Origin of the sequence: Pseudoalteromonas sp. CH_XMU1449-3 (assembly GCF_037027245.1) — a bacterium.
In the GTDB taxonomy this organism is placed as follows: Bacteria; Pseudomonadota; Gammaproteobacteria; order Enterobacterales; family Alteromonadaceae; genus Pseudoalteromonas; species Pseudoalteromonas shioyasakiensis.
In genome coordinates this window covers 69,361-88,078 of record NZ_JAYMDY010000011.1, presented here as the reverse complement: position 1 = coordinate 88,078, position 18,718 = coordinate 69,361, and the positions used below count along the sequence as shown (strand labels likewise).

Genomic DNA, 18,718 nt, shown 5'->3' with positions numbered 1-18,718 from the left:
TAATTGTATAATGATGTCTCTGCTTCTAAAGAGTATGATTATGAGAACCATTGGAAAACTGGCAAAAGATTTAGATATCAATGTTGAAACGATCCGCTTTTATGAGCGCCAAGGTTTAATAGAGCAGCCTCCAAAACCCGAATCAGGTTATCGAAAGTATGACGAGACACACGCTAATCAACTCAAATTTATTCTGAAAGCTAAAGCATTAGGGTTTACGCTGAAAGAAATTGAATCACTGATGTCACTAAGTAGCAGTTGCGCTGATATAGAATCGATGGGATTGCAAAAACTTAATCTCATCCGTAATAAAATTGCTGATTTACAGCGGTTAGAGAAAGTAATTCAAGATATGACAGATTCTTGCAAGGCCAATCAAGACCCTCAATCCTGCCCGGTAATAAATTCACTTAAATAGCTATTGACCCCGTACTTATGTACGGAGTTTATACTACCTTAAAAATTGAGGTAGATAGTTATGATCAATAAAATTCTAGATAAAGTAGGTTCTGGTGGCGTTTGGCTAGCCGCCCTTAGTTGCACAGCATGTTTTCCTGCGCTCGGCTCATTGGCATCTGCTCTTGGGTTAGGTTTTCTTTCACATTTTGAAGGGATAGCGGTGAACACCTTATTGCCATTATTTGCTTCACTAGCGTTGTTAGTTAATTTCTATAATTGGTATCAACATCGAGAGTCATTAAGAGGCATTTTAAGTGTCATTGGCCCAATTGCAGTATTGCTGACCCTTTATCCTTTATGGCAATACGACTGGAGCACTTACTTATTTTACTTTGGGATCATTTGGATGGTCGTAATGTCTATTTTAGATATTGTTAAGCCCATTAAGGAACCAGTATGCAAGGTATAGAATTAAAATCTAAGATAACTTGCCCTGAATGTGGATTTAGCAAAGTTGAAACCATGCCTACAAACGCTTGCCAATGGTATTACGAATGCGAAAGCTGTAAAGCACTACTTAAACCGTTCAAAGGTGATTGTTGCGTTTACTGCTCTTATGGAACAGTTAAGTGTCCTCCTATTCAAGAAGGCAATGCATGTTGCTCAGGTAAGTAGCCTAGTATTCGGTGGTTCTGTGCCAACCAAGTAATATCTTAAATGCGATTGCGATTAACACTAAACCACCAAATAGTTCAGCTTTAGACTCCAGCCATACGCCACTTCTTTCGCCGATATTCACACCAATCTAGCTAAAGGCAAACGTCGTGACGCCTATTATCAAGCAAGCTACGGCTATATCTACCTCAAGCAATGTGATTGCATAACCTGCCGCCATTGCATCAATACTGGCGGCAATAGCAAGAACAAATAGCACACGATGAGTAACATTAGCAATATCTTCTTCAATTCCTTCAGATTGGGACTCATAAATCATTTTTGCCACCGATAAATAATAGCAAAATAAAAGCTATCCAAGGTGCATAATCTTCAATCCAAGATGATCATCCTTTACCGCTGTAATAGCCTAAAAGAGGTATAAAGCCTTGGAAAAATCCAAAATAAGCAACGGCTTTAATAAAGAGTTTTTCAGCATTTGCTACTTTTTTAGAACCTAAGCCTATGGATACTGCAAACACGTCCATACTGAGTGCTATAGCTAATACAAATACTTCAAACAAATCGATTAAACCTGAATAAAATTGTTATAAGATTACGTGACGTATAATTAGTTACTTGACTGATGTTAAACACCTAAGGTTTGCTGACAGTTGCTCAATTATCGAAGCCTTATTTTTACACCAAATTTCAGCCAGATATTCAGTAACAGTGCCAACACTTGAAGGAAACAGAATATTCCCCGCCACTTTGGCGAAAGGGCCATCAGTTTCGAGTAAAATCCTATCTTGAGGTATCCACGATATTACTTTTTTAGCTCTGGCTGAAGTAAGCATGGCTGGCCCAATAGAAAAGAAACAGCCTAGCTCGACGGCTTCTAGAACTTGCTTCTTAGTACCTAAAAACCAATGAAGAATAGAAGTACCAGCATCGGGGTATAACTTAAGTTGTTCAAGTACTTCACCTGTCGCATTAAGACTATGGATAGTTAATATTTTGTTATCAAAGCCTTCACATTTTTTCAAAATATGCGTAAAAACCTCTAATTGATCATCAAAGTAATCAGCATAACCTTTTGAGCCATCCAGCCCAATTTCTCCAATATATCTAGTTCTATCAACTAGCTTATCGAATAGAGGTAGTTCATTTTTCCTTAAATGAGCAAGTTGAGGGTGCAGACCCAAAGCCGTTTTACAGTGTTTTATGTCACTTGTTAACTGGACAGTACCTTCAAAAGCTGACGGCACCGTAGTTACTGATAGCACGTAATAATTACTGCTTTTTATGTCGTTCAATACCTCTTGATAATCTGGATATAAATCAACATGGCAATGAAGATCCATCATGATGATTTATCCGCTTGGAGAAATAATTCAACCTCTGCCAATCCTCGCTTAATAGTTGATTCTAATTTTTCTCGTATATCTTTTTCTTGTGGTATTGGTCCTGACTTTCGAAGCCAAGAACGATAGTTATCGGATTGTTTCAATCTAATAATGGCAGTTTGAACCGCTTGGAGATCATCGCGAGTATCTTTTTCTTTAATAAGACCTCTCAACCGCTTTGTCTTGTATGGCGCATCTTGTGTAAAACCAGCATGAAAAACTGACGCTCTTCGAATAAGGCAAGGTACACAATGCCCACACTGTTTATGCTCTCTGTGCCAATGACTACAAGAAACACTCAGAGGAACTGCTTTTCTAATTGCGTCTTGATCAACACATTCCGCTAACATTTCACCTTTAGTTTTGAATTGATAGGGGTTTACAAATTTGACATGAAACCCAGTGTCTCTAAGCAAAGATTCAAGCCTGCTTAGAAAATTAGGATGAGTAGTTCTAGTACTATGGCTACCAATCCGTCTTCTGGTAAGCGGTGGATTTATAGAAATATAGCCATTCTCAGGGACGACAATAGTTTCAATACTGCTATCGCAATTAGCATTTCTTAAGGCTGATATACCAAGTACCGCCATAGCTAGGAAGTTGAAGCTTCTTCCCCTCATGCTAATGTCAGTTTTACCTTCTAACTGCTTGATAATATGAGGAGACATTGAATAGGACAATTCGCCGAATGGCGGGGACAATAAATGCTTAATATCTTCCTGTTTTGCGCCATCACCACGATAAGCGTGACTAACCAAAAGCGGTTTTAAGGCTGACTCTCCGTTTAAAATGTCAATTGCACCAACTGCGCTATCAAGACCTCCTGAAAAAAGGCAGACTGAGTTGAGTCCAATTAATGATTTTGCTTTTGCTTTCGCTTGCTCACTTGTTTTAGGAGTCGGCATCGGCATAGTTGTTTTTTCAAAAGTAAACTGCCATTGATCGCCCGTTAGAAAGTTGAGCAAAGAACTTAGTTCAGGCTCAACAGTATTCCACATATCCTCATCGGTAACAGGAACATGTAAATGCATTTTTCTAGCCCATGCATTTTCTGCATTATCCCTCAATTCAAATGTATCAGCGGCGGTAACAGCGGTTGCAATTGTTATCAGATCTATTGCATCAGCATCTACATTCAATCCCAAATCACGAACTGTTTGTAGTAGTTGTTTTGACACTAAGCTGTGCTTAGTGATGTCATTTTGATGCGTATGGAACATCTGGACAGGATGACAATCATTAGAAAAATCAGGCAAGTTAGCTGGGTCATGATTAAAATAAAAATTAGTCATCAAAGCTCTCCCACTCATCAACTGTCATGGCAATAGCATCGGCTTGAATTTTAGTAATATTTTCCTTACTGATAGTACTGGGGTTGCCATTAGTTACTTTGTCTAACTGTTCTTGTGTGATCACTTTTATTAATTCCCTTAATTCAACTTCCATTTGATGATGCTTGCTTGCTGGCTCTACATGAAACCAAGCTCTGCCCATGCCTTCAACCACATCCTGAAATATAAGATCTGTTAAATAACAACCTATGGCTTCTTGGATAACTTCGTCGGTAAAACTGTTAGGATCAAACTCTTCAGTATCGGGTAATGCTTCCTCTAGTGCGTAATCCAACGCAACTCTTACAGCATCCGAATCGGCATTATGAGGCGCTAAATGGCTAGCAATTTTGTCAATTGCTTGGTCAGTCGATAGCCCAGTTAGATCACCTAATGATAAGCTTTGATTATTAACCGTTACTGTGTCGCCACGCATGAAACCAAGCAATCCAGAACCAGCAGTTATGCCGCTTGCTAGTCTCCGGCTAGTACTCTTACCTCCACCAGAGCCTTTTCTAGAGTAACTTTTTAATGAACGCCTTAGATCCGAAGTTGATCCACCTGTTTGAGCGTACTTACCAAATGCTCTTCTTGCACTAGCAAACCTATTTGGAGGCGGTGTTGCTGTTGGTGAACCGCCGATTTCTTGTTGAACCTTGTCATTGTCAATATCGTTACTATTGTCATTCTGATCATCTGCTTGACCACTGTCAAAGCCTGTTTGATCATCCCCATCAGTACCTGATGCAGGTTCTATCGTGACGGGGTCTCCTTGCTCTGCCCACGATGGAATTAGCGGACTCTTGTTATTCGGTCCTGTTGACGATGCGGACGTACCCATTTTACTTAGTTCCCTCTAGTTCTTTTAAAATTGGATTAAGCCACCTTTGTCGGGGCAAGCTTTTTAAGAATGTAAGAAGACTTAAACAACATTTATCATCCTGCTTGGCAAGTAGCACTGCTCCATAAATGCCTGTAGGTCTTTCAGTCCAATCACCAATCAACTTAAAGTTTTCAATCAAACCATCCATGACTGACATGTATTCTTCCTTAGGAGTTGTGGTAATCGCAGTAGAGTTAACGCCACTGACCCTTACCTTTTGCTTCATTAAGTCTTCTACAAGTTTTTGAGCGGCTCCTGACATTACCGCATTAACAGCGCCCATTGGAATGCTTTCTCGACTCAGATACGCCGCTGGAGTCAAATCCATCTCAGTAAACATTGGAGGTAATTTTGACCATTTATCAATAAAAGCTAGGTCGAGTTTCCACTCTTCAGGTAACTTTATTTCATCAAATTCAACTTCTGAATTTTCGAGATCCGCTAAAACTTTTGGATATCCGTTTTCCTTATCAATTAATTCATAAAGCTTGTTAGTAGCCTGAGTGCCTAAGCACCTCTCAAAAATTACCAGCTTAGTGATAGTTTTCTCGTCAAGCTGCATTCCTCGACGGTGAGCCGTTTTCTTTCTCATCTTAACTTGATTGAGTAATCGCTTAACTATGCGAGGGTTACCGTTAATGTTTGTGGATTCAGCTAATAGTGGAGCTAACTGTTCAGCAACTACAAATTTGCTTCTGAGTCCTGAATGCTTTTCGATATCGTGATCCTGAAGAAGCTCATCAACGGTAATTTGTGGTTGTTTCCAAGAAAGCCTTAATGATTCTTCAAGGGCACATCTTATCGCTTCTAACTGAGCATCTGTCACTCCGTGGTCTTGAGCGGTGAGCATCATTAAATATGCCCTTATCTCAAGAACACCGGGCCTTGGTACATGCACAGGAATTTGAATAAGCTTGTCTAAATAATCAGTTTGATGTCGTTGAGATGCACCTTTGTGATATTCAGGTACTGCCAAACGGATCATGTCTTCATCGGCGGCAATGACAAATGCGGTATTTGGTAAAAATAGAAATAATCTGATCGCCTCAAGTGTTGAAATGGCATTAAATGGAGAGCAGCGATCTAAATTATCGACATAGACAATAAGTGGCTTATCAAACTCCTTTAACAGATCAGAATATGCTTTTCGGAATTCTTTAATTTCTTTAGGAGGTGAGAATGATTTCTTATCTTTGATCAAACCTTTGTTTTTCTTCGCAACATCCTTAGCGCCATCGACAGCACCTTTTACATCATCAACATCAAGTTCACCATCGTCACCACCACTGAATAGTCCCATGATCTTCTGTATACCACCCATAGTCGGTATACCAGCTAATGCTGCACCACCATCCATTAGCAGTCCCATCAGTCTGATCTTATCTATTCGTCCAGCAAACTCTATTGCTTTTGCACTTAGATTTTTATCGTCTGCTGCTTTTTTTACTAAAGTAGATGCAATTGTTTCTAATAGCGCTGCTTTAGCGTCATCGTATCCTTGGAAAGTCCATGCATCGAAATGCACTTGTATATATTCTTGTTCATCAGTTTCCAAAGATGCTTTGGTAAGTTCAAGAATCGTGGATTTTCCAGCGCCCCAATCACCAAAGACACCTATACTAATAGGCATTAATTCCTTTTCAGTGATAAGATCTTTAATCGACTCAGCCGTTTCATTAAAGTTTAAGAAGTCAATTTTTGACTCTTTATCAGACCACATAACATCTCCTTTTATTTATTATTTTTTTGTTCCATTCTTTCAATAGTTCGATGAACCGTCGGGCGGCTAACAGAATATTTCTTCGCTAATGCAGAGATCGATTCACCATTTAATTTATCTTTATATAATTCTTTCGCTTGTTTGTCTGATAAAGCAGGCAACCTACCCATATGTTTGCCTTTAGCCTTCGCTTCTTCGCGACCTTCTGCGGTTCTGGCTTTTATAAGATCCCGCTCAAGTTGAGCGAATACTCCACATAGGTTGATCATGGCGGTGGCAAACGGATTATCATTTTTAGTATTGAGAGAGCCGTCGATAATATTTAAACAAGCCCCCTTTTTGTGGATACTTTCAATAGCCTCAAGAATAGACTTTAATGATCGGCCTAGCCGATCAAGGCGAGTAACAATTACCTCATCACCCTCCCTGATAAAATCGATGAGTTCCTTTAGCTTTTCTTCATTTCTAATGGAAGCACCTGACTGTTTTCCTTGAAATATTTTTTCACAGCCATGAGCGTCCAACTTGGACAGTTGAATATTTAAATCTTGCTCTTTAGTTGAGACTCTTGCAAAACCAACTTTCATATGTACGAAACCTGTAACTTTCGTACATCTTAACAATCAAGTGAACGAAAGTACATTAAATAAATTTCGTACATGAACGTAATAAAATATAGTTATTCGTACACAACGCGGATAGAAAATGAATGACAATTCTAACTATCAAGTGACTTAATTATTCCACACGCTTCAATGGTGTTTTCAGTTGTACACAAACTTGCCATTTGTTGAAGCTCAGCTTTTAGTGCTTTGAGTTCTCTCATTCGATTGTTAACTAAGGCCAATTGTTGAGCAATGAGCTTATTAACACTTGCACAGCTTTCTTCTGGCTTATTTTTCAGTTCCATAAGGCGTTTAACATCTGTTAGAGGGATATCCAAACTTCGGCAATGCTTTATAAACTCTAATTCTTTTAAAGCCCGTTCACCGTATAACCTGTAATTCCCTTCAGTACGTTCAGGAGTTGAAAGCAACCCTTCTTTCTCGTAATACCGAATTGTTTGTATCGAACACCCTGTCGTTTTTGAAAGTTCACCTATCTTCATAAAACTTTAGTCCTAAATCTTGACTCTATAGTCACTATAGACTTTATAGTTAAGTTATCAAGCAAATAACTAAGGCCGTGCAATGAGTGGTTGTGGTTGCGAAGTCGAACTAAAAGATGCGAAACAAAAACATGTGCTGTATTGGTTGCTAGGTATTAATGCGGTTATGTTCTGCGTTGAGATTACTGTGGGCCTATATGCAAACTCAACGGCTTTGATAGCAGATTCAATGGATATGCTGGCTGACGCAATTGTCTATGGTATTGCTCTATATGCCGTGAGCCGATCTTTAAAGCATAAAGCCAATGCAGCCCTTATCAGCGGTTACTTTCAGCTGACACTCGGAATACTGGTAATCTTTGACATAGTAAGAAGACTCGGAGAAGGTGAGCCTCACTCTTGGTTCATGATCGGCTTTGGTTTTGTAGCATTAATAGCAAACGTCATTTGTTTAGTTTTAATCAGAATGCAAAGCAATGGTGAAGTCCATATGCGTGCAAGCTGGATATTTTCAGCCAACGATGTGATCGCAAACTTGGGGGTCATTGCTGCTGGTGTTTTAGTGATGCTACTTGATTCTCGCTGGCCTGACATTGTGATTGGTAGTGTGATTGCAACCCTAATTTTAAGAGGGGCTTACCTGATTATTACTGATGCGAAGAAAGAGCTGAGCAACGCAGAGTTAACAAGCGAAAACAATAGCTGTAGTGGAAGTAAATCAAAATCATGTTCTTAAAGGAGATGGATAATGAGTGCTAATTATTTAGAGAAAACACAAATATTAGACTTAGATGATCACAGCATCCAATCTCTAATAGCAGATCGGAATTGGAATACAATGGATGAATACAACACAATAGGAGCTGCTTACACCTTTGTTAAAGATGAGATTCAGTTTGGTTACAACCGCAGCGATGATATATCTGCGAGTGAAGTTTTAGCGGATGGCTATGGACAGTGCAATACCAAGGGAAACTTGTTAATGGCTCTATTCCGAGCGCTTGGTATTCAGTGCCGATTTCATGGTTTCACGATTGACCAACAGCTTCAGAAAGGCGCTATTCCTTCTTATGTATTTTGGCTTGCCCCAAAATCCATTATCCATAGCTGGGTAGAAGTGCTCTATGAAGGTAAGTGGATCAATTTAGAAGGCTTCATTCTCGACGAAGCTTACCTAAGTTCAATTCAATCCAAATTCAGTCAAGCTAAAGATAATTTTTGTGGTTATGGAATAGCTACTACCTGCATAAGTAACCCAGAGACGAACTGGGTTGGTAAAGATACTTATATTCAAAAAGAAGGCATACACGACGACTTTGGCTTTTATGACTCACCCGATGAATTCTATGCTGAGCAGGGAACCAATCTAACGGGTATTAAACGTTGGGCGTACCAAAACTTTATCCGTCATATCATTAATTGGAATGTACAAAGGCTTAGAAGAAAAAATGTAACCGCCGAGGCTCAACATGCATAACCACTCTCACGGTCATGATCACCCTCACAATGATGAGGACGCTTCGAGACGCATTGGCTGGGCTTTTTTTCTAAACCTCACGTTTACCATCATCGAATTTATCGGAGGTTGGTTAACCAATAGTACGGCAATCATGGCAGATGCTATCCATGATTTAGGAGATAGCATCTCCATAGGCACCGCATGGGGATTAAATAAGCTCAGTAACAAGCCTGCCTCTAGCCAGTTTTCATATGGTTACAAGCGCTTTTCATTGCTTGGCGCATTGATTAACGGTTTGGTATTAACTGTTGGTTCTGTTTTTATACTAATTGAGGCCATACCAAGATTAGCTAACCCCGAAATGCCTCAAGTCGAAGGAATGCTTTTATTAGCTATTTTTGGCATGGTGGTAAACGGTTACGCTGCCTATAAGCTAAGTCATGGAAAGACCTTAAATGAACGAGTTTTAAACTGGCACTTGCTTGAAGACGTTTTAGGTTGGATAGCTATATTTATTGTATCAATCGTATTGATGTTTGTTGAATGGCCCATACTCGATCCTATTTTATCAATTGGGTTTACCCTTTTTATTTTATTTAATGTTGTAAGAACACTGAAAACGACACTTATGCTCTTCTTGCAAGCGACACCAGATATTGATCTTATTGAAAATATTAAATCGAAAATAGTTTCTAAAGCCATTGTGGGTGAAGTACATCACTTACACATCTGGTCACTTGATGGTGAACACAACGTTTTAACCGCCCATATTGTTTTAAACACTGAAATATCTAACGAAGAGCTGAAATCGTACAAGCTAGAGTTGCGACAGGAGCTTAAAGAGTTTGATTTTGCTCATACAACAATTGAAATAGAGTTCATAGACGAGCAATGTCGTGACGCAAGCTAAACGATAGTGTTAACATTGGCATAACTAAGAGATAGTTGAAACGAAATGAATATTAAACAATTCCCTGCATACATCATGATAGTGCTGATATTACTTCAGTCATTTTCTGCTGTGGCAAAAGTTGCTGATGTTCATATTGTTGATTCCGAGCATATAAAAACCGAGCATGTTCATGCTTTAGATGACCACATTTCTTCTGAAAAATTAATACAATCATCAGCAGATAATGACCAACACAACCCCGCTGATTGTCATCATTGCGGACACTGCAATGGCTCGCATGTACAGTTTGCTACGCATGTTTACATCAGTAGAGACATTGATTTCAAATCAAGTCAGGTATTTGATTATTTAAAAGTAGTCATTGAAGCTCCCCCTTCCAGATTACTTCGACCTCCCAAAAGTTAGTCCTTTTATTTAATTGGCGCGTTAGGCGGTGAAGCCAACGCTCGTTTCATAAAATAAACAGGACAAAATATGAATATGTCTTATTTTAAGGCCCCCGTACTTGCTTGGAAGAAAGTAAAACGGTTGCTTCTGTTGTCGTTTTTAGTGACAACTAATAATGTATTTGCAAATGACTTAACTGTTGATTCAGTTTCATTGTCAGAGGCAATACAACGAACACTTGCAAACAACCCACAGCTAACAGCTTTTAAATACAAACAAAAGCGTTTAGACGGCGAGTTAGCTACCGCAGGGTTAAAACCTGAATATAACGTCAGCGCTGAATTGGAAAACTTTGCAGGTACAGGTGATGTATCTGGATTCAGCGACGCTGAACTTACCTTATCAATATCTTCCGTGGTGGAATTGGGAGATAAGGTAAATAGCAGAAAGCTTTATGTTAATGCCCAACAGCAAGCAATAGCTGTTGAAAAAAGAATACAAACACTCGATATTTTGGGTGAAGTAGCAGCTCGCTATATCGATGTTTTGACGTTACAGCAAATCATGCTCGTCAATGAAAATGCAGAAAAGCTAGCACGAGAAACCTATCAAACTGTCTCCAAAAAAGTTCGTGTTGGTTCGGCACCGTCATCAGAGCAAAAACGAGCTGATGCAGCTTTAGCAACAGCTCGACTAAAGACGCTAACCATTTCCAAGCAGTTAGAGGCCAGTGTTCGTAAGTTAGCTATTATGTGGGGAGAACAATCACCGCAATTCTCTCGTGTATCAGGCGATTTATTTGCACTTCCCAAAACAATATCACTCGAATACATCATGGCTCAACTTTCTCAAAGTCCTCATATATTAGCTTATGCAGAGCAATCGAGAATTCAGCAAGCTCAATTACAATCAATCAACGCACAAAGCCACGCTAATATAACGTGGAGCGCAGGTGTGAAAAGACTTGAAGGTAGCAATGAGACTGCGTTGGTTGCAGGAATTAGCGTCCCTCTGTTTACGAGTGATAGAAATAGAGGCAGCTATCAATCTCAAAAAGCAAAACTCGATGAAGTTGAGCAGCAACGGAAAGCCAGTGAGCGAGCAATTTACAGCCAATTAGCGACATTTTATGCGGCTCAGGAAGAGGCTCGCCTTACGGTTGAAACCTTACAAACCAGTATTATTCCGCCTCAAGAAAGTGCTTTGTCATTAGTGCAAAAAGCCTATTCGGACGGGCGCTTTAGTTATTTAGAGCTAGTTTCAGTTCAAAAAGAGCTTATTGAGATGCAATATGCGCTTATTTTTGCCGCAAGTGAGGTTCACAAACAAAGCGCCTCCATTGAGTCCTTATCAGGCATTCCATTAATTTCTTCCGGCAATACAGAAAGCCAACTTTCAAGCTTTATTGAGAATTAATCATGAAAAAGAAAAATATATTAAATTCACCAATCAGCCTTTTCAAATTAATGCTTGTTGCTGTAATTGGTTTCACCTCCATCACGACCTCAGCCAGTGAAGAACACAAAGATGAAATAGTCTCTATGTCTGTTGAGATGGCTAAACAAAACAGCATTGAAACAGTAGCAGCAACTAGCGGTGTTATTCATAACGAAGAAGTTGTATATGGAAAAATCGTTGCCGATCCTGCCTCACTTGCGCACGTTAACGCTAGATTCGATGGTGTTATTAAGGAAGTAAAAGTCAATCTCGGCGAAGAGGTCAAAAAAGGTGAAACGTTGGTAGTGATTGAATCCAATGAGAGCTTAAATCAATATTCGATAAAAGCACCAATGTCTGGGCGTATAGTCGCTAGGCAAGCCAATATTGGCGAGCTTACAAATGGTGAAAACTTGCTGACAATAGCCAATTTTGACGTGGTTTGGGCACAACTATCAGTGTTTCCTACTCAGCTAAGTAAGGTTAACGCTAACCAGCAGGTGCTAATTCATAGCACTGAATTTAATCAAAGTGCGCAAATTAGCTATTTAACACCATCACTAAACGACAAGCCATACTCATTGGCATTTGTAAAATTGGATAACAAAACCAACAAGTGGCCGCTTGGCACTGTAATTAAAGGTGCGGTTACGACCAGTCAACACTCTGCTCCAGTTGTTGTGCCAAAAGGAGCCATTCAAGAGTTTGAAGGCAAAGATGTTGTTTTTATTAAAGAAGGCAATGAATACCACCCTAGCGCCGTAAAAACTGGCGCTTCAGACGCTATCAATATTGCTATCATCGACGGTTTGAACGTCGGCGAAAGTGTGGTTGTAAAGAACAGTTATCTGCTAGTTGCTGATCTAAAAAAATCGGAGGCTGGACATGAACACTAATCTCCGACCTTTTTGTCCTCTACATATTGGCTTCAGTATTATCGAGGTGAAAATATGATCGCTTGGATACTAGAATTATCTATCCGTAGACGTGGTACTATGTTGCTTATGGCCTTGTTTATCATCGCTTTAGGAATATGGAACTATCAGAAGCTACCTATTGACGCTGTGCCAGATATAACCAATGTACAGGTACAAATAAACACGCAGGCTCAAGGTTATTCACCTTTGGAAACAGAGCAACGGATTACGTTTATCGTCGAAACGGGCTTGGCAGGTTTACCTAAGCTGGATTATACCCGTTCACTTTCTCGATATGGCCTGTCGCAAGTGACTGTTGTGTTTGAAGAAGGCACAGATTTGTATTTTGCCAGAAACCTAATCAATGAGCGACTTAGCGCAATTAAGGAGCAACTACCGTTTGGCATTGAACCAGAAATGGGACCAATTGCTACGGGCCTCGGTGAAATATACATGTACAGTATAACTGCCGACGAAAGTGCAAAGCAGAATAATGGCTTACCCTATGATGCGATGGCGTTAAGGGAGATCCATGACTGGGTAGTGAAACCACAACTTGCATTGGTTAAAGGGATTACGGAAATCAATGCAATTGGTGGCTATAAAAAGCAATACCATATCAATCCCGATCCGTTAAGGATGTTGCACTTCGGTATTACCAGTGAAGCACTATCAAATGCAATAATGCGAAATAATGCAAATCAAGGGGCTGGATTCATCGAAAGAAGCGGACAGCAAATTCTTGTTCGTTCACAAGCTCAGTTGCAATCTATTCAAGACATCCAAAACGTCATTATAAAAAGCGACGACGGCACACTTGTAAAAGTTAAAGATGTCGCCGAAGTTGCGATAGGAAAAGAGCTAAGGACAGGAGCTGCATCACTGGAAGGCAAGGAAAGTGTGATTGGCACCGCAATGATGCTGGTAGGAGAAAATTCACGCTCGGTGGCATTGGCTGTTGGTGACAAGCTTAGTGAAATCCAAAACAGTTTACCTCAAGGCGTGTCCATAGTTCCCTTATATGACAGGACAACTCTGGTTGATAAAGCAATTAGCACCGTACAGAAAAATCTTATTGAAGGTGCATTACTGGTTATCTTCGTATTGTTCCTATTACTGGGTAACATACGCGCCGCTTTGATTACCGCCGCAGTAATTCCTTTGGCAATGTTGGCAACAATCACGGGCATGGTTCAAAGCAAAGTCTCTGCGAATTTAATGAGTCTGGGAGCCTTAGATTTTGGATTGATTGTCGATGGCGCGGTAATAATCGTTGAGAACTGCATTAGGCGGTTAGCAGAAAGCCAAAAACGAAATAGTTCTGTCATTTCCCTGAAAGAACGCCTAGACATTGTTTATTCTGCTACCAATGAGGTTATACGACCTAGTGTTTTTGGCGTATTGATCATAACGATTGTCTATTTACCTTTGTTTACCTTATCGGGTGTCGAGGGCAAAATGTTTCATCCGATGGCCGCAACGGTGATAATCGCTCTATTGTCTGCAATGGTATTTACCTTCACGCTAGTCCCCGCTGCGGTTGCTTTATTCTTGAAAGGCAAAATCAGCGAAAAAGAAAGTCCAGTAATTGTCGGCGCTAAGTCAGTTTATAGTCCTGTTTTGAAGTGGGCTTTAAAACTACGTTGGCTAGTTGTTTGCGGCGCTGCTTTACTTGTGACATTTAGCATATTACTTGGTAGTAAATTAGGATCTGAATTTGTTCCTCAACTTAATGAAGGTGACATTGCACTGCACGCGATGCGTATTCCGGGCACGGGTATTGACCAAGCTGTAGAAATGCAGAAGGTACTTGAACAACAAATTATGAAATATGATGAAGTTGTTACGGTGTTTTCAAAAACGGGCACAGCAGAAGTTGCGACAGACGCGATGCCGCCAAATGTGACTGATACTTTTCTGATATTAAAGCCGAGAGAGCAATGGCCCGACCCTAATTTAACGAAAGAGGATTTTGTTGAAAGGCTGGAAAAAGATCTCAGCTCTATTCCCGGCAATAATTATGAGTTTACTCAACCAATTCAGATGCGATTTAACGAATTAATTAGCGGAGTAAGAGCTGATTTAGGGATTAAGCTCTACGGTGATGATCTATCCCAACTTGTCATTTCTGCACAAGAAGTTTTGGCTACACTCAATACAATTTCAGGTGTTGCTGATGCGCGGCTCGAACAAGTTGATGACGTGCCTATCTTTACCGTTAACCCCAAGCCTGAAGCATTAGCGCTATACGGGTTGGATGCAAGCGACTTACAGTCTTGGTTAAAAACAGTCGTGTCAGGTGAAGGCGCAGGGTTAATATTCGAAGGTGATCGTCGATTTGAAATTGTAGTTAGATATCCTGAGCTGTTGAGAGCCAACCTTGATCAGCTAGGTAATTTGCCAATCGCGACAGAAAGTGGTGAGTTTGTACCTGTAAGCGAAGTTGCAGAGTTAAATTATACGACAGTTCCAAGTCAAATAAGCCGAGAAAATGGTAAGCGACGAATTGTAATTACAGCAAATGTTAGAAACCGAGATCTAGGCTCATTCGTACAAGAGGCACAGCAAAAAATTCAACAAAATGTTGAATTGCCTGCTGGTTATTGGCTTGAGTACGGCGGAACATTTGAGCAACTTGAGAGTGCAACGCAAAGATTATCCATCGTAGTACCTGCCACATTGTTTGTAATTTTGACACTGCTTGTCATAGCATTTAGTTCAATAAAAGATGCCCTGATCATATTTAGTGGTGTGCCTTTAGCACTTACAGGCGGCGTATTGGCTTTGTGGTTAAGAGACATGCCTCTTTCAATTTCTGCTGCTGTTGGATTTATCGCTCTTTCAGGGATAGCTGTATTAAATGGACTGGTGATGCTGTCATTCATTAAACAGCGATTACTTGAAACAGGAGAGCTAATAAACTCAATTATCGAAGGTGCAACTATCAGGCTTCGCCCTGTATTAATGACCGCTTTGGTTGCTAGCTTAGGTTTCATTCCTATGGCATTAAACGTCGGAACTGGGGCTGAAGTTCAGAGGCCATTAGCAACGGTGGTAATTGGAGGGATTATTTCCTCTACTTTACTTACTTTAGTTGTTTTGCCTGTTCTATATAGAATTGTTTACAGTAAATACAAATCTTAACTTTAATTTAGAGGCTTCTCGTAATGTTTTCGAGAAGCCTTTTGTTAAGTTACTTTTGCTCGTTCAGGTGTGTAAAAAGACCTATTTAAAACTAAATTACTTTTAAGACGCCGCGATACATTTGTATCTGACAATGAAACTCATGCTCTCCCTGTGACAAGTTTAATAAGGTAATTTGAGTAATTTCATTTAACTTAAGCTGTTCGCTTATATCCAATGAAGGAATAAGCATTATTTCAGCGCAGGGGGATTGCTCTTTATGACCGTTATGAACGCACGTCATTATTGCTAATTGCGCAGATTATGAATGAAACTGGTAAACGGATTATCATTTTTTGTACTGACAGAACCATTAATAATCTTTGAACAATCGCCCCGTTTGTGAGTACTTTCAATGTCCTCAAGAATAGACTTTAATGATCGGCCTAGCCGATCAAGGCGAGTAACTATTACCTCATCACCCTACCTGATGAAATCGATTAGCTTCTTTAACTTTTTTCATTTCTAACCGAAGTACCAGACACATTGCCTTATAATATTTTTTTACAACCATAATAGCCCAACTGAACAGTTGAGCATTCAAATCTTGTTCTCTAGTAGATACTCTTGCAAAACCACTTTCATGTGTAGGAAACTTTTAGCTTTCGGACATGAACGAGATAAAAGATCAATATTCGTTCATTTAAAAAGTGAAATAAATGACAACTCTAACTATCAAGATTAATTCTTCCACATGCTTTAACTGTGTCTTCACTTGTACACGAGCTTACATTTGTTGAAGCTCAGCTTGTAGTACTTTGAGTTCCCACATTAGATTGTTAACTAAAGCCAATTCCGCCTGTGTCTATCACAAGTTCAAAACTCAAACTCTAAATATAAGCTGATTTGATCTCCTTCAAAGAAGATTTTTTGCCCATAAACTCTTACACCGAAATGTGTAGATTAGTACTGATTCACAATAATTGCGCTGAAATTGAGTCAATCGTATTACAAATACTCTTATTGATACTGGCTCATTACTTGCAATTTTTCGAGAACATGACCACATGTAGAGAATAATAGGCTAACAGTGGGAAATATTTACACTATCAATGTAAGGATTACTTATGAAATACTCAAGATTTGCTGCAATGATCATCACCTCAACCATTGCTATGTTTGTCATGATGTATCTCAACACTTACGCAGTATCACATATATGGTTTAGTGAAACGCGTATCTATATGGCGTTGTATATGGGAGCAGGTATGGCAATGATCATGCTGGCCTTTATGCTTGGCATGTACAGTAACAAGAAGCTCAACATGGCTATTTTTCTATTGGCGACAATACTGTTCGCCATATGTCTTTATCTTGTTCGCTCTCAAAGCACAATTTCTGACACTGCCTACATGAAAGCGATGATTCCTCATCACTCCATTGCTATTCTTACTAGTGAGCATTCAACTTTGGAGGATGTACGCGTGCGTGAATTGGCAAATGGTATTATTAAAGCCCAACGAAAAGAAATAAAAGAAATGGAATGGCTGATTAAGGATATTTCTGAAAATGGAAAGGTCAGCTCACAAGCTCAGGCTGAGCAACGACCGCTCCCAAAGTTTGAAGGCACACTGAACAAAGGAGACTAAGATGACTAAGACAGCTACCCTGTACAGAATGGTCACTGACGAACATATCTGCCCCTATGGTTTAAGGTCGAAAGATTTGCTGGAGAGGCAAGGGTATGATGTAGAAGATCATAAGCTCACGTCAAGACAACAAGCTGATGACTTCAAAGATAAGCATGATGTCAAAACTACGCCACAAACCTTTATTGAAGGAAAGCGTGTCGGAGGATACGATGACTTAAGAGAGTATTTTGGTAAAGATGAAGCAGGTCAAACTGGCACAACCTACACGCCAGTTGTAGCCATTTTCTCGATAGCTGCACTTCTTGCTGTCGCATCTCAACATTTTGCTTCCGGCTCATTTATCTCCATCAGAACACTGATGCTATTTATAGCTTTTTCAATGACGCTCTTAGCGGTGCAAAAACTGAAAGACCTATACAGTTTCACAAATTCGTTTATTACTTATGATTTACTAGCGATGAGATGGATAAGATATGGTTATATTTATCCCTTCATTGAAGCATATGCAGGTATTGGTATGGTTGCCCAACTACAGCCTCTCGCAGTGGCACCATTTTCATTGTTTATCGGCACAGTTGGAGCAATTTCAGTTTTCAAAGCCGTTTACATTGACAAACGCCAGTTAAAGTGTGCCTGTGTAGGCGGCGATAGTAGTGTGCCACTTGGATTTGTATCGCTATCTGAAAACTTATTTATGATCGCGGGAGCATTGATTATGCTGCTGATGTAAAGGTATAGCTCTATTCGGCGGCTCCTTAACTGTTAAGATTAGACCTAGGATGCCAGCCCACACCTTTCTAATCCATATGTAACATTTTTTCTGTCGTACTGGCATCAAGATAACCAGAACTGAGCAAACAATCTCAAAGGTTGTACAAAATAACACTAAAGCTTTTTCATTAAGTTTTATTGTTATGCTCTTGTGGTGGCTTTCGCCACCACTTTATTAGTTTTCAAGTTCCACCATATCTTTCGCTGCAATGTCACCAGACACTAGCTTTACAGTTGCGAAATGATCATTCACAATTTTAGTAATTTGTACCGTTCCTACCTTTTCGATAGTGTAGGGATCGTCACCTTCACTCAATACTATTCTTTCATGGAATCTAATAACACTGTATTTTTGCCCAACCTCTGCGCCATGCTTAGCACCAATACAGATTAGAGTTCGATTATCAGAACTTTCTACTACCTGACCTCTCATCATGTATTTATGATAAAAAGTGGTATTAGAACAACCCACTAAATATAAACCGAATGTAAGCAATAAAAGAGCTTTTATATAGGGTGTTTTCATCACTGTTACCTCATTTGACTAACTAATTATCT

21 protein-coding genes and 1 pseudogene are annotated in these 18,718 nt (G+C 39.7%); 12 read left to right on the top strand and 10 right to left on the bottom strand.

Annotated features, from left to right (window positions below):
• Window positions 1-40 precede the first annotated feature (40 nt).
• The 3 genes from WA256_RS14450 to WA256_RS14440 are packed head-to-tail and all read left to right on the top strand — an operon-like array spanning window position 41 to window position 1,074.
• Window positions 41-418 (top strand): MerR family transcriptional regulator, encoded by a 378-nt coding sequence (locus tag WA256_RS14450; protein ID WP_016708221.1) that lies wholly within the window; start codon window positions 41-43, stop codon window positions 416-418.
• A 60-nt stretch (window positions 419-478) separates the two neighbouring features.
• Window positions 479-868: an organomercurial transporter MerC gene (merC, locus tag WA256_RS14445; protein WP_016708222.1), complete on the top strand. Its 390-nt coding sequence runs from the start codon at window positions 479-481 to the stop codon at window positions 866-868.
• The gene (locus tag WA256_RS14440) at window positions 856-1,074 is read left to right on the top strand and encodes a GDCCVxC domain-containing (seleno)protein (protein WP_062566147.1); all 219 of its coding nucleotides are present in this window, start codon (window positions 856-858) and stop codon (window positions 1,072-1,074) included. The genes merC and WA256_RS14440 overlap by 13 nt, the downstream gene beginning before the upstream one ends.
• Window position 1,075: 1 nt before the next feature.
• On the opposite strand, the pseudogene WA256_RS14435 reads toward WA256_RS14440, so the two are convergent.
• The 7 genes and pseudogenes from WA256_RS14435 to cadR form a co-directional block, all read right to left on the bottom strand.
• Window positions 1,076-1,637 (bottom strand): annotated as a pseudogene (locus tag WA256_RS14435) (manganese efflux pump MntP).
• Window positions 1,638-1,688: 51 nt separating this feature from the next.
• A complete protein-coding gene (qatD, locus tag WA256_RS14430) occupies window positions 1,689-2,420 on the bottom strand; it encodes a Qat anti-phage system TatD family nuclease QatD (protein WP_062566148.1) in 732 nt (243 codons plus the stop codon).
• Window positions 2,417-3,751, bottom strand: a complete 1,335-nt coding sequence (gene qatC / locus WA256_RS14425; RefSeq protein ID WP_100912783.1) for a Qat anti-phage system QueC-like protein QatC — start codon at window positions 3,749-3,751, stop codon at window positions 2,417-2,419. Before qatC ends, qatD begins: the two co-directional genes overlap by 4 nt.
• The gene (locus WA256_RS14420) at window positions 3,744-4,631 is read right to left on the bottom strand and encodes a hypothetical protein (RefSeq protein ID WP_075594018.1); all 888 of its coding nucleotides are present in this window, start codon (window positions 4,629-4,631) and stop codon (window positions 3,744-3,746) included. Before WA256_RS14420 ends, qatC begins: the two co-directional genes overlap by 8 nt.
• 1 nt (window position 4,632) lies before the next feature.
• Complete coding sequence (locus WA256_RS14415; RefSeq protein WP_075594017.1) at window positions 4,633-6,393, bottom strand: KAP family P-loop NTPase fold protein; 1,761 nt, start codon at window positions 6,391-6,393, stop codon at window positions 4,633-4,635.
• Between the two features lie 11 nt (window positions 6,394-6,404).
• A complete protein-coding gene (locus WA256_RS14410) occupies window positions 6,405-6,980 on the bottom strand; it encodes a recombinase family protein (RefSeq protein ID WP_062566150.1) in 576 nt (191 codons plus the stop codon).
• Window positions 6,981-7,111: 131 nt separating this feature from the next.
• On the bottom strand, window positions 7,112-7,501 hold the full coding sequence (cadR, locus tag WA256_RS14405; protein WP_016708229.1) for a Cd(II)/Pb(II)-responsive transcriptional regulator: 390 nt from the start codon (window positions 7,499-7,501) through the stop codon (window positions 7,112-7,114).
• A gap of 82 nt (window positions 7,502-7,583) precedes the next feature.
• Between cadR and WA256_RS14400 the strand changes: the two genes are divergently transcribed.
• The 7 genes from WA256_RS14400 to WA256_RS14370 all read left to right on the top strand — a co-directional run bounded on the left by WA256_RS14400 (window position 7,584) and on the right by WA256_RS14370 (window position 15,758).
• Entirely contained in the window at window positions 7,584-8,237 is a 654-nt protein-coding gene (locus WA256_RS14400) for a cation transporter (RefSeq protein ID WP_016708230.1), read from the top strand.
• A 12-nt stretch (window positions 8,238-8,249) separates the two neighbouring features.
• Complete coding sequence (locus tag WA256_RS14395; RefSeq protein WP_016708231.1) at window positions 8,250-8,978, top strand: transglutaminase-like domain-containing protein; 729 nt, start codon at window positions 8,250-8,252, stop codon at window positions 8,976-8,978.
• Window positions 8,971-9,870, top strand: a complete 900-nt coding sequence (locus WA256_RS14390) for a cation diffusion facilitator family transporter (protein WP_016708232.1) — start codon at window positions 8,971-8,973, stop codon at window positions 9,868-9,870. The genes WA256_RS14395 and WA256_RS14390 overlap by 8 nt, the downstream gene beginning before the upstream one ends.
• Window positions 9,871-9,915: 45 nt before the next feature.
• On the top strand, window positions 9,916-10,278 hold the full coding sequence (locus WA256_RS14385) for a hypothetical protein (RefSeq protein ID WP_016708233.1): 363 nt from the start codon (window positions 9,916-9,918) through the stop codon (window positions 10,276-10,278).
• A gap of 69 nt (window positions 10,279-10,347) precedes the next feature.
• Complete coding sequence (locus tag WA256_RS14380; protein WP_029216105.1) at window positions 10,348-11,676, top strand: TolC family protein; 1,329 nt, start codon at window positions 10,348-10,350, stop codon at window positions 11,674-11,676.
• A 2-nt stretch (window positions 11,677-11,678) separates the two neighbouring features.
• Window positions 11,679-12,593 carry an efflux RND transporter periplasmic adaptor subunit gene (locus WA256_RS14375; RefSeq protein WP_016708235.1) on the top strand — a complete coding sequence of 305 codons (915 nt, stop codon included), beginning with the start codon at window positions 11,679-11,681 and terminating at the stop codon, window positions 12,591-12,593.
• Between the two features lie 54 nt (window positions 12,594-12,647).
• Window positions 12,648-15,758: an efflux RND transporter permease subunit gene (locus WA256_RS14370; RefSeq protein ID WP_016708236.1), complete on the top strand. Its 3,111-nt coding sequence runs from the start codon at window positions 12,648-12,650 to the stop codon at window positions 15,756-15,758.
• Between the two features lie 91 nt (window positions 15,759-15,849).
• On the opposite strand, the gene WA256_RS14365 is transcribed toward WA256_RS14370, so the two are convergent.
• Window positions 15,850-15,990 (bottom strand): cupredoxin domain-containing protein, encoded by a 141-nt coding sequence (locus tag WA256_RS14365; RefSeq protein ID WP_229677580.1) that lies wholly within the window; start codon window positions 15,988-15,990, stop codon window positions 15,850-15,852.
• A gap of 56 nt (window positions 15,991-16,046) precedes the next feature.
• On the bottom strand, window positions 16,047-16,166 hold the full coding sequence (locus tag WA256_RS21060; protein WP_353683143.1) for a hypothetical protein: 120 nt from the start codon (window positions 16,164-16,166) through the stop codon (window positions 16,047-16,049).
• 698 nt (window positions 16,167-16,864) lie between these two features.
• On the opposite strand from WA256_RS21060, the gene WA256_RS14360 reads away from it, so the two are divergent.
• The gene (locus tag WA256_RS14360; RefSeq protein WP_008109672.1) at window positions 16,865-17,386 is read left to right on the top strand and encodes a DUF305 domain-containing protein; all 522 of its coding nucleotides are present in this window, start codon (window positions 16,865-16,867) and stop codon (window positions 17,384-17,386) included.
• Between the two features lies 1 nt (window position 17,387).
• On the top strand, window positions 17,388-18,119 hold the full coding sequence (locus tag WA256_RS14355; RefSeq protein ID WP_016708238.1) for a MauE/DoxX family redox-associated membrane protein: 732 nt from the start codon (window positions 17,388-17,390) through the stop codon (window positions 18,117-18,119).
• A 216-nt stretch (window positions 18,120-18,335) separates the two neighbouring features.
• Here the strand turns inward: WA256_RS14355 and WA256_RS14350 are convergent, their stop codons facing one another.
• Window positions 18,336-18,686: a hypothetical protein gene (locus WA256_RS14350; protein WP_062566151.1), complete on the bottom strand. Its 351-nt coding sequence runs from the start codon at window positions 18,684-18,686 to the stop codon at window positions 18,336-18,338.
• Between the last annotated feature and the right edge of the window lie 32 nt (window positions 18,687-18,718).

Bases quoted from the DNA above. Each gene is read 5' to 3' on its own strand.
- WA256_RS14450 (WP_016708221.1), top strand. From the start codon at position 41: ATGAGAACCATTGGAAAACTGGCAAAAGATTTAGATATCAATGTTGAA.
- merC (WP_016708222.1), top strand. From the start codon at position 479: ATGATCAATAAAATTCTAGATAAAGTAGGTTCTGGTGGCGTTTGGCTA.
- WA256_RS14440 (WP_062566147.1), top strand. From the start codon at position 856: ATGCAAGGTATAGAATTAAAATCTAAGATAACTTGCCCTGAATGTGGA.
- qatD (WP_062566148.1), bottom strand. From the start codon at position 2,420: ATGATGGATCTTCATTGCCATGTTGATTTATATCCAGATTATCAAGAG.
- qatC (WP_100912783.1), bottom strand. From the start codon at position 3,751: ATGACTAATTTTTATTTTAATCATGACCCAGCTAACTTGCCTGATTTT.
- WA256_RS14420 (WP_075594018.1), bottom strand. From the start codon at position 4,631: ATGGGTACGTCCGCATCGTCAACAGGACCGAATAACAAGAGTCCGCTA.
- WA256_RS14415 (WP_075594017.1), bottom strand. From the start codon at position 6,393: ATGTGGTCTGATAAAGAGTCAAAAATTGACTTCTTAAACTTTAATGAA.
- WA256_RS14410 (WP_062566150.1), bottom strand. From the start codon at position 6,980: ATGAAAGTTGGTTTTGCAAGAGTCTCAACTAAAGAGCAAGATTTAAAT.
- cadR (WP_016708229.1), bottom strand. From the start codon at position 7,501: ATGAAGATAGGTGAACTTTCAAAAACGACAGGGTGTTCGATACAAACA.
- WA256_RS14400 (WP_016708230.1), top strand. From the start codon at position 7,584: ATGAGTGGTTGTGGTTGCGAAGTCGAACTAAAAGATGCGAAACAAAAA.
- WA256_RS14395 (WP_016708231.1), top strand. From the start codon at position 8,250: ATGAGTGCTAATTATTTAGAGAAAACACAAATATTAGACTTAGATGAT.
- WA256_RS14390 (WP_016708232.1), top strand. From the start codon at position 8,971: ATGCATAACCACTCTCACGGTCATGATCACCCTCACAATGATGAGGAC.
- WA256_RS14385 (WP_016708233.1), top strand. From the start codon at position 9,916: ATGAATATTAAACAATTCCCTGCATACATCATGATAGTGCTGATATTA.
- WA256_RS14380 (WP_029216105.1), top strand. From the start codon at position 10,348: ATGAATATGTCTTATTTTAAGGCCCCCGTACTTGCTTGGAAGAAAGTA.
- WA256_RS14375 (WP_016708235.1), top strand. From the start codon at position 11,679: ATGAAAAAGAAAAATATATTAAATTCACCAATCAGCCTTTTCAAATTA.
- WA256_RS14370 (WP_016708236.1), top strand. From the start codon at position 12,648: ATGATCGCTTGGATACTAGAATTATCTATCCGTAGACGTGGTACTATG.
- WA256_RS14365 (WP_229677580.1), bottom strand. From the start codon at position 15,990: ATGCTTATTCCTTCATTGGATATAAGCGAACAGCTTAAGTTAAATGAA.
- WA256_RS14360 (WP_008109672.1), top strand. From the start codon at position 16,865: ATGAAATACTCAAGATTTGCTGCAATGATCATCACCTCAACCATTGCT.
- WA256_RS14355 (WP_016708238.1), top strand. From the start codon at position 17,388: ATGACTAAGACAGCTACCCTGTACAGAATGGTCACTGACGAACATATC.
- WA256_RS14350 (WP_062566151.1), bottom strand. From the start codon at position 18,686: ATGAAAACACCCTATATAAAAGCTCTTTTATTGCTTACATTCGGTTTA.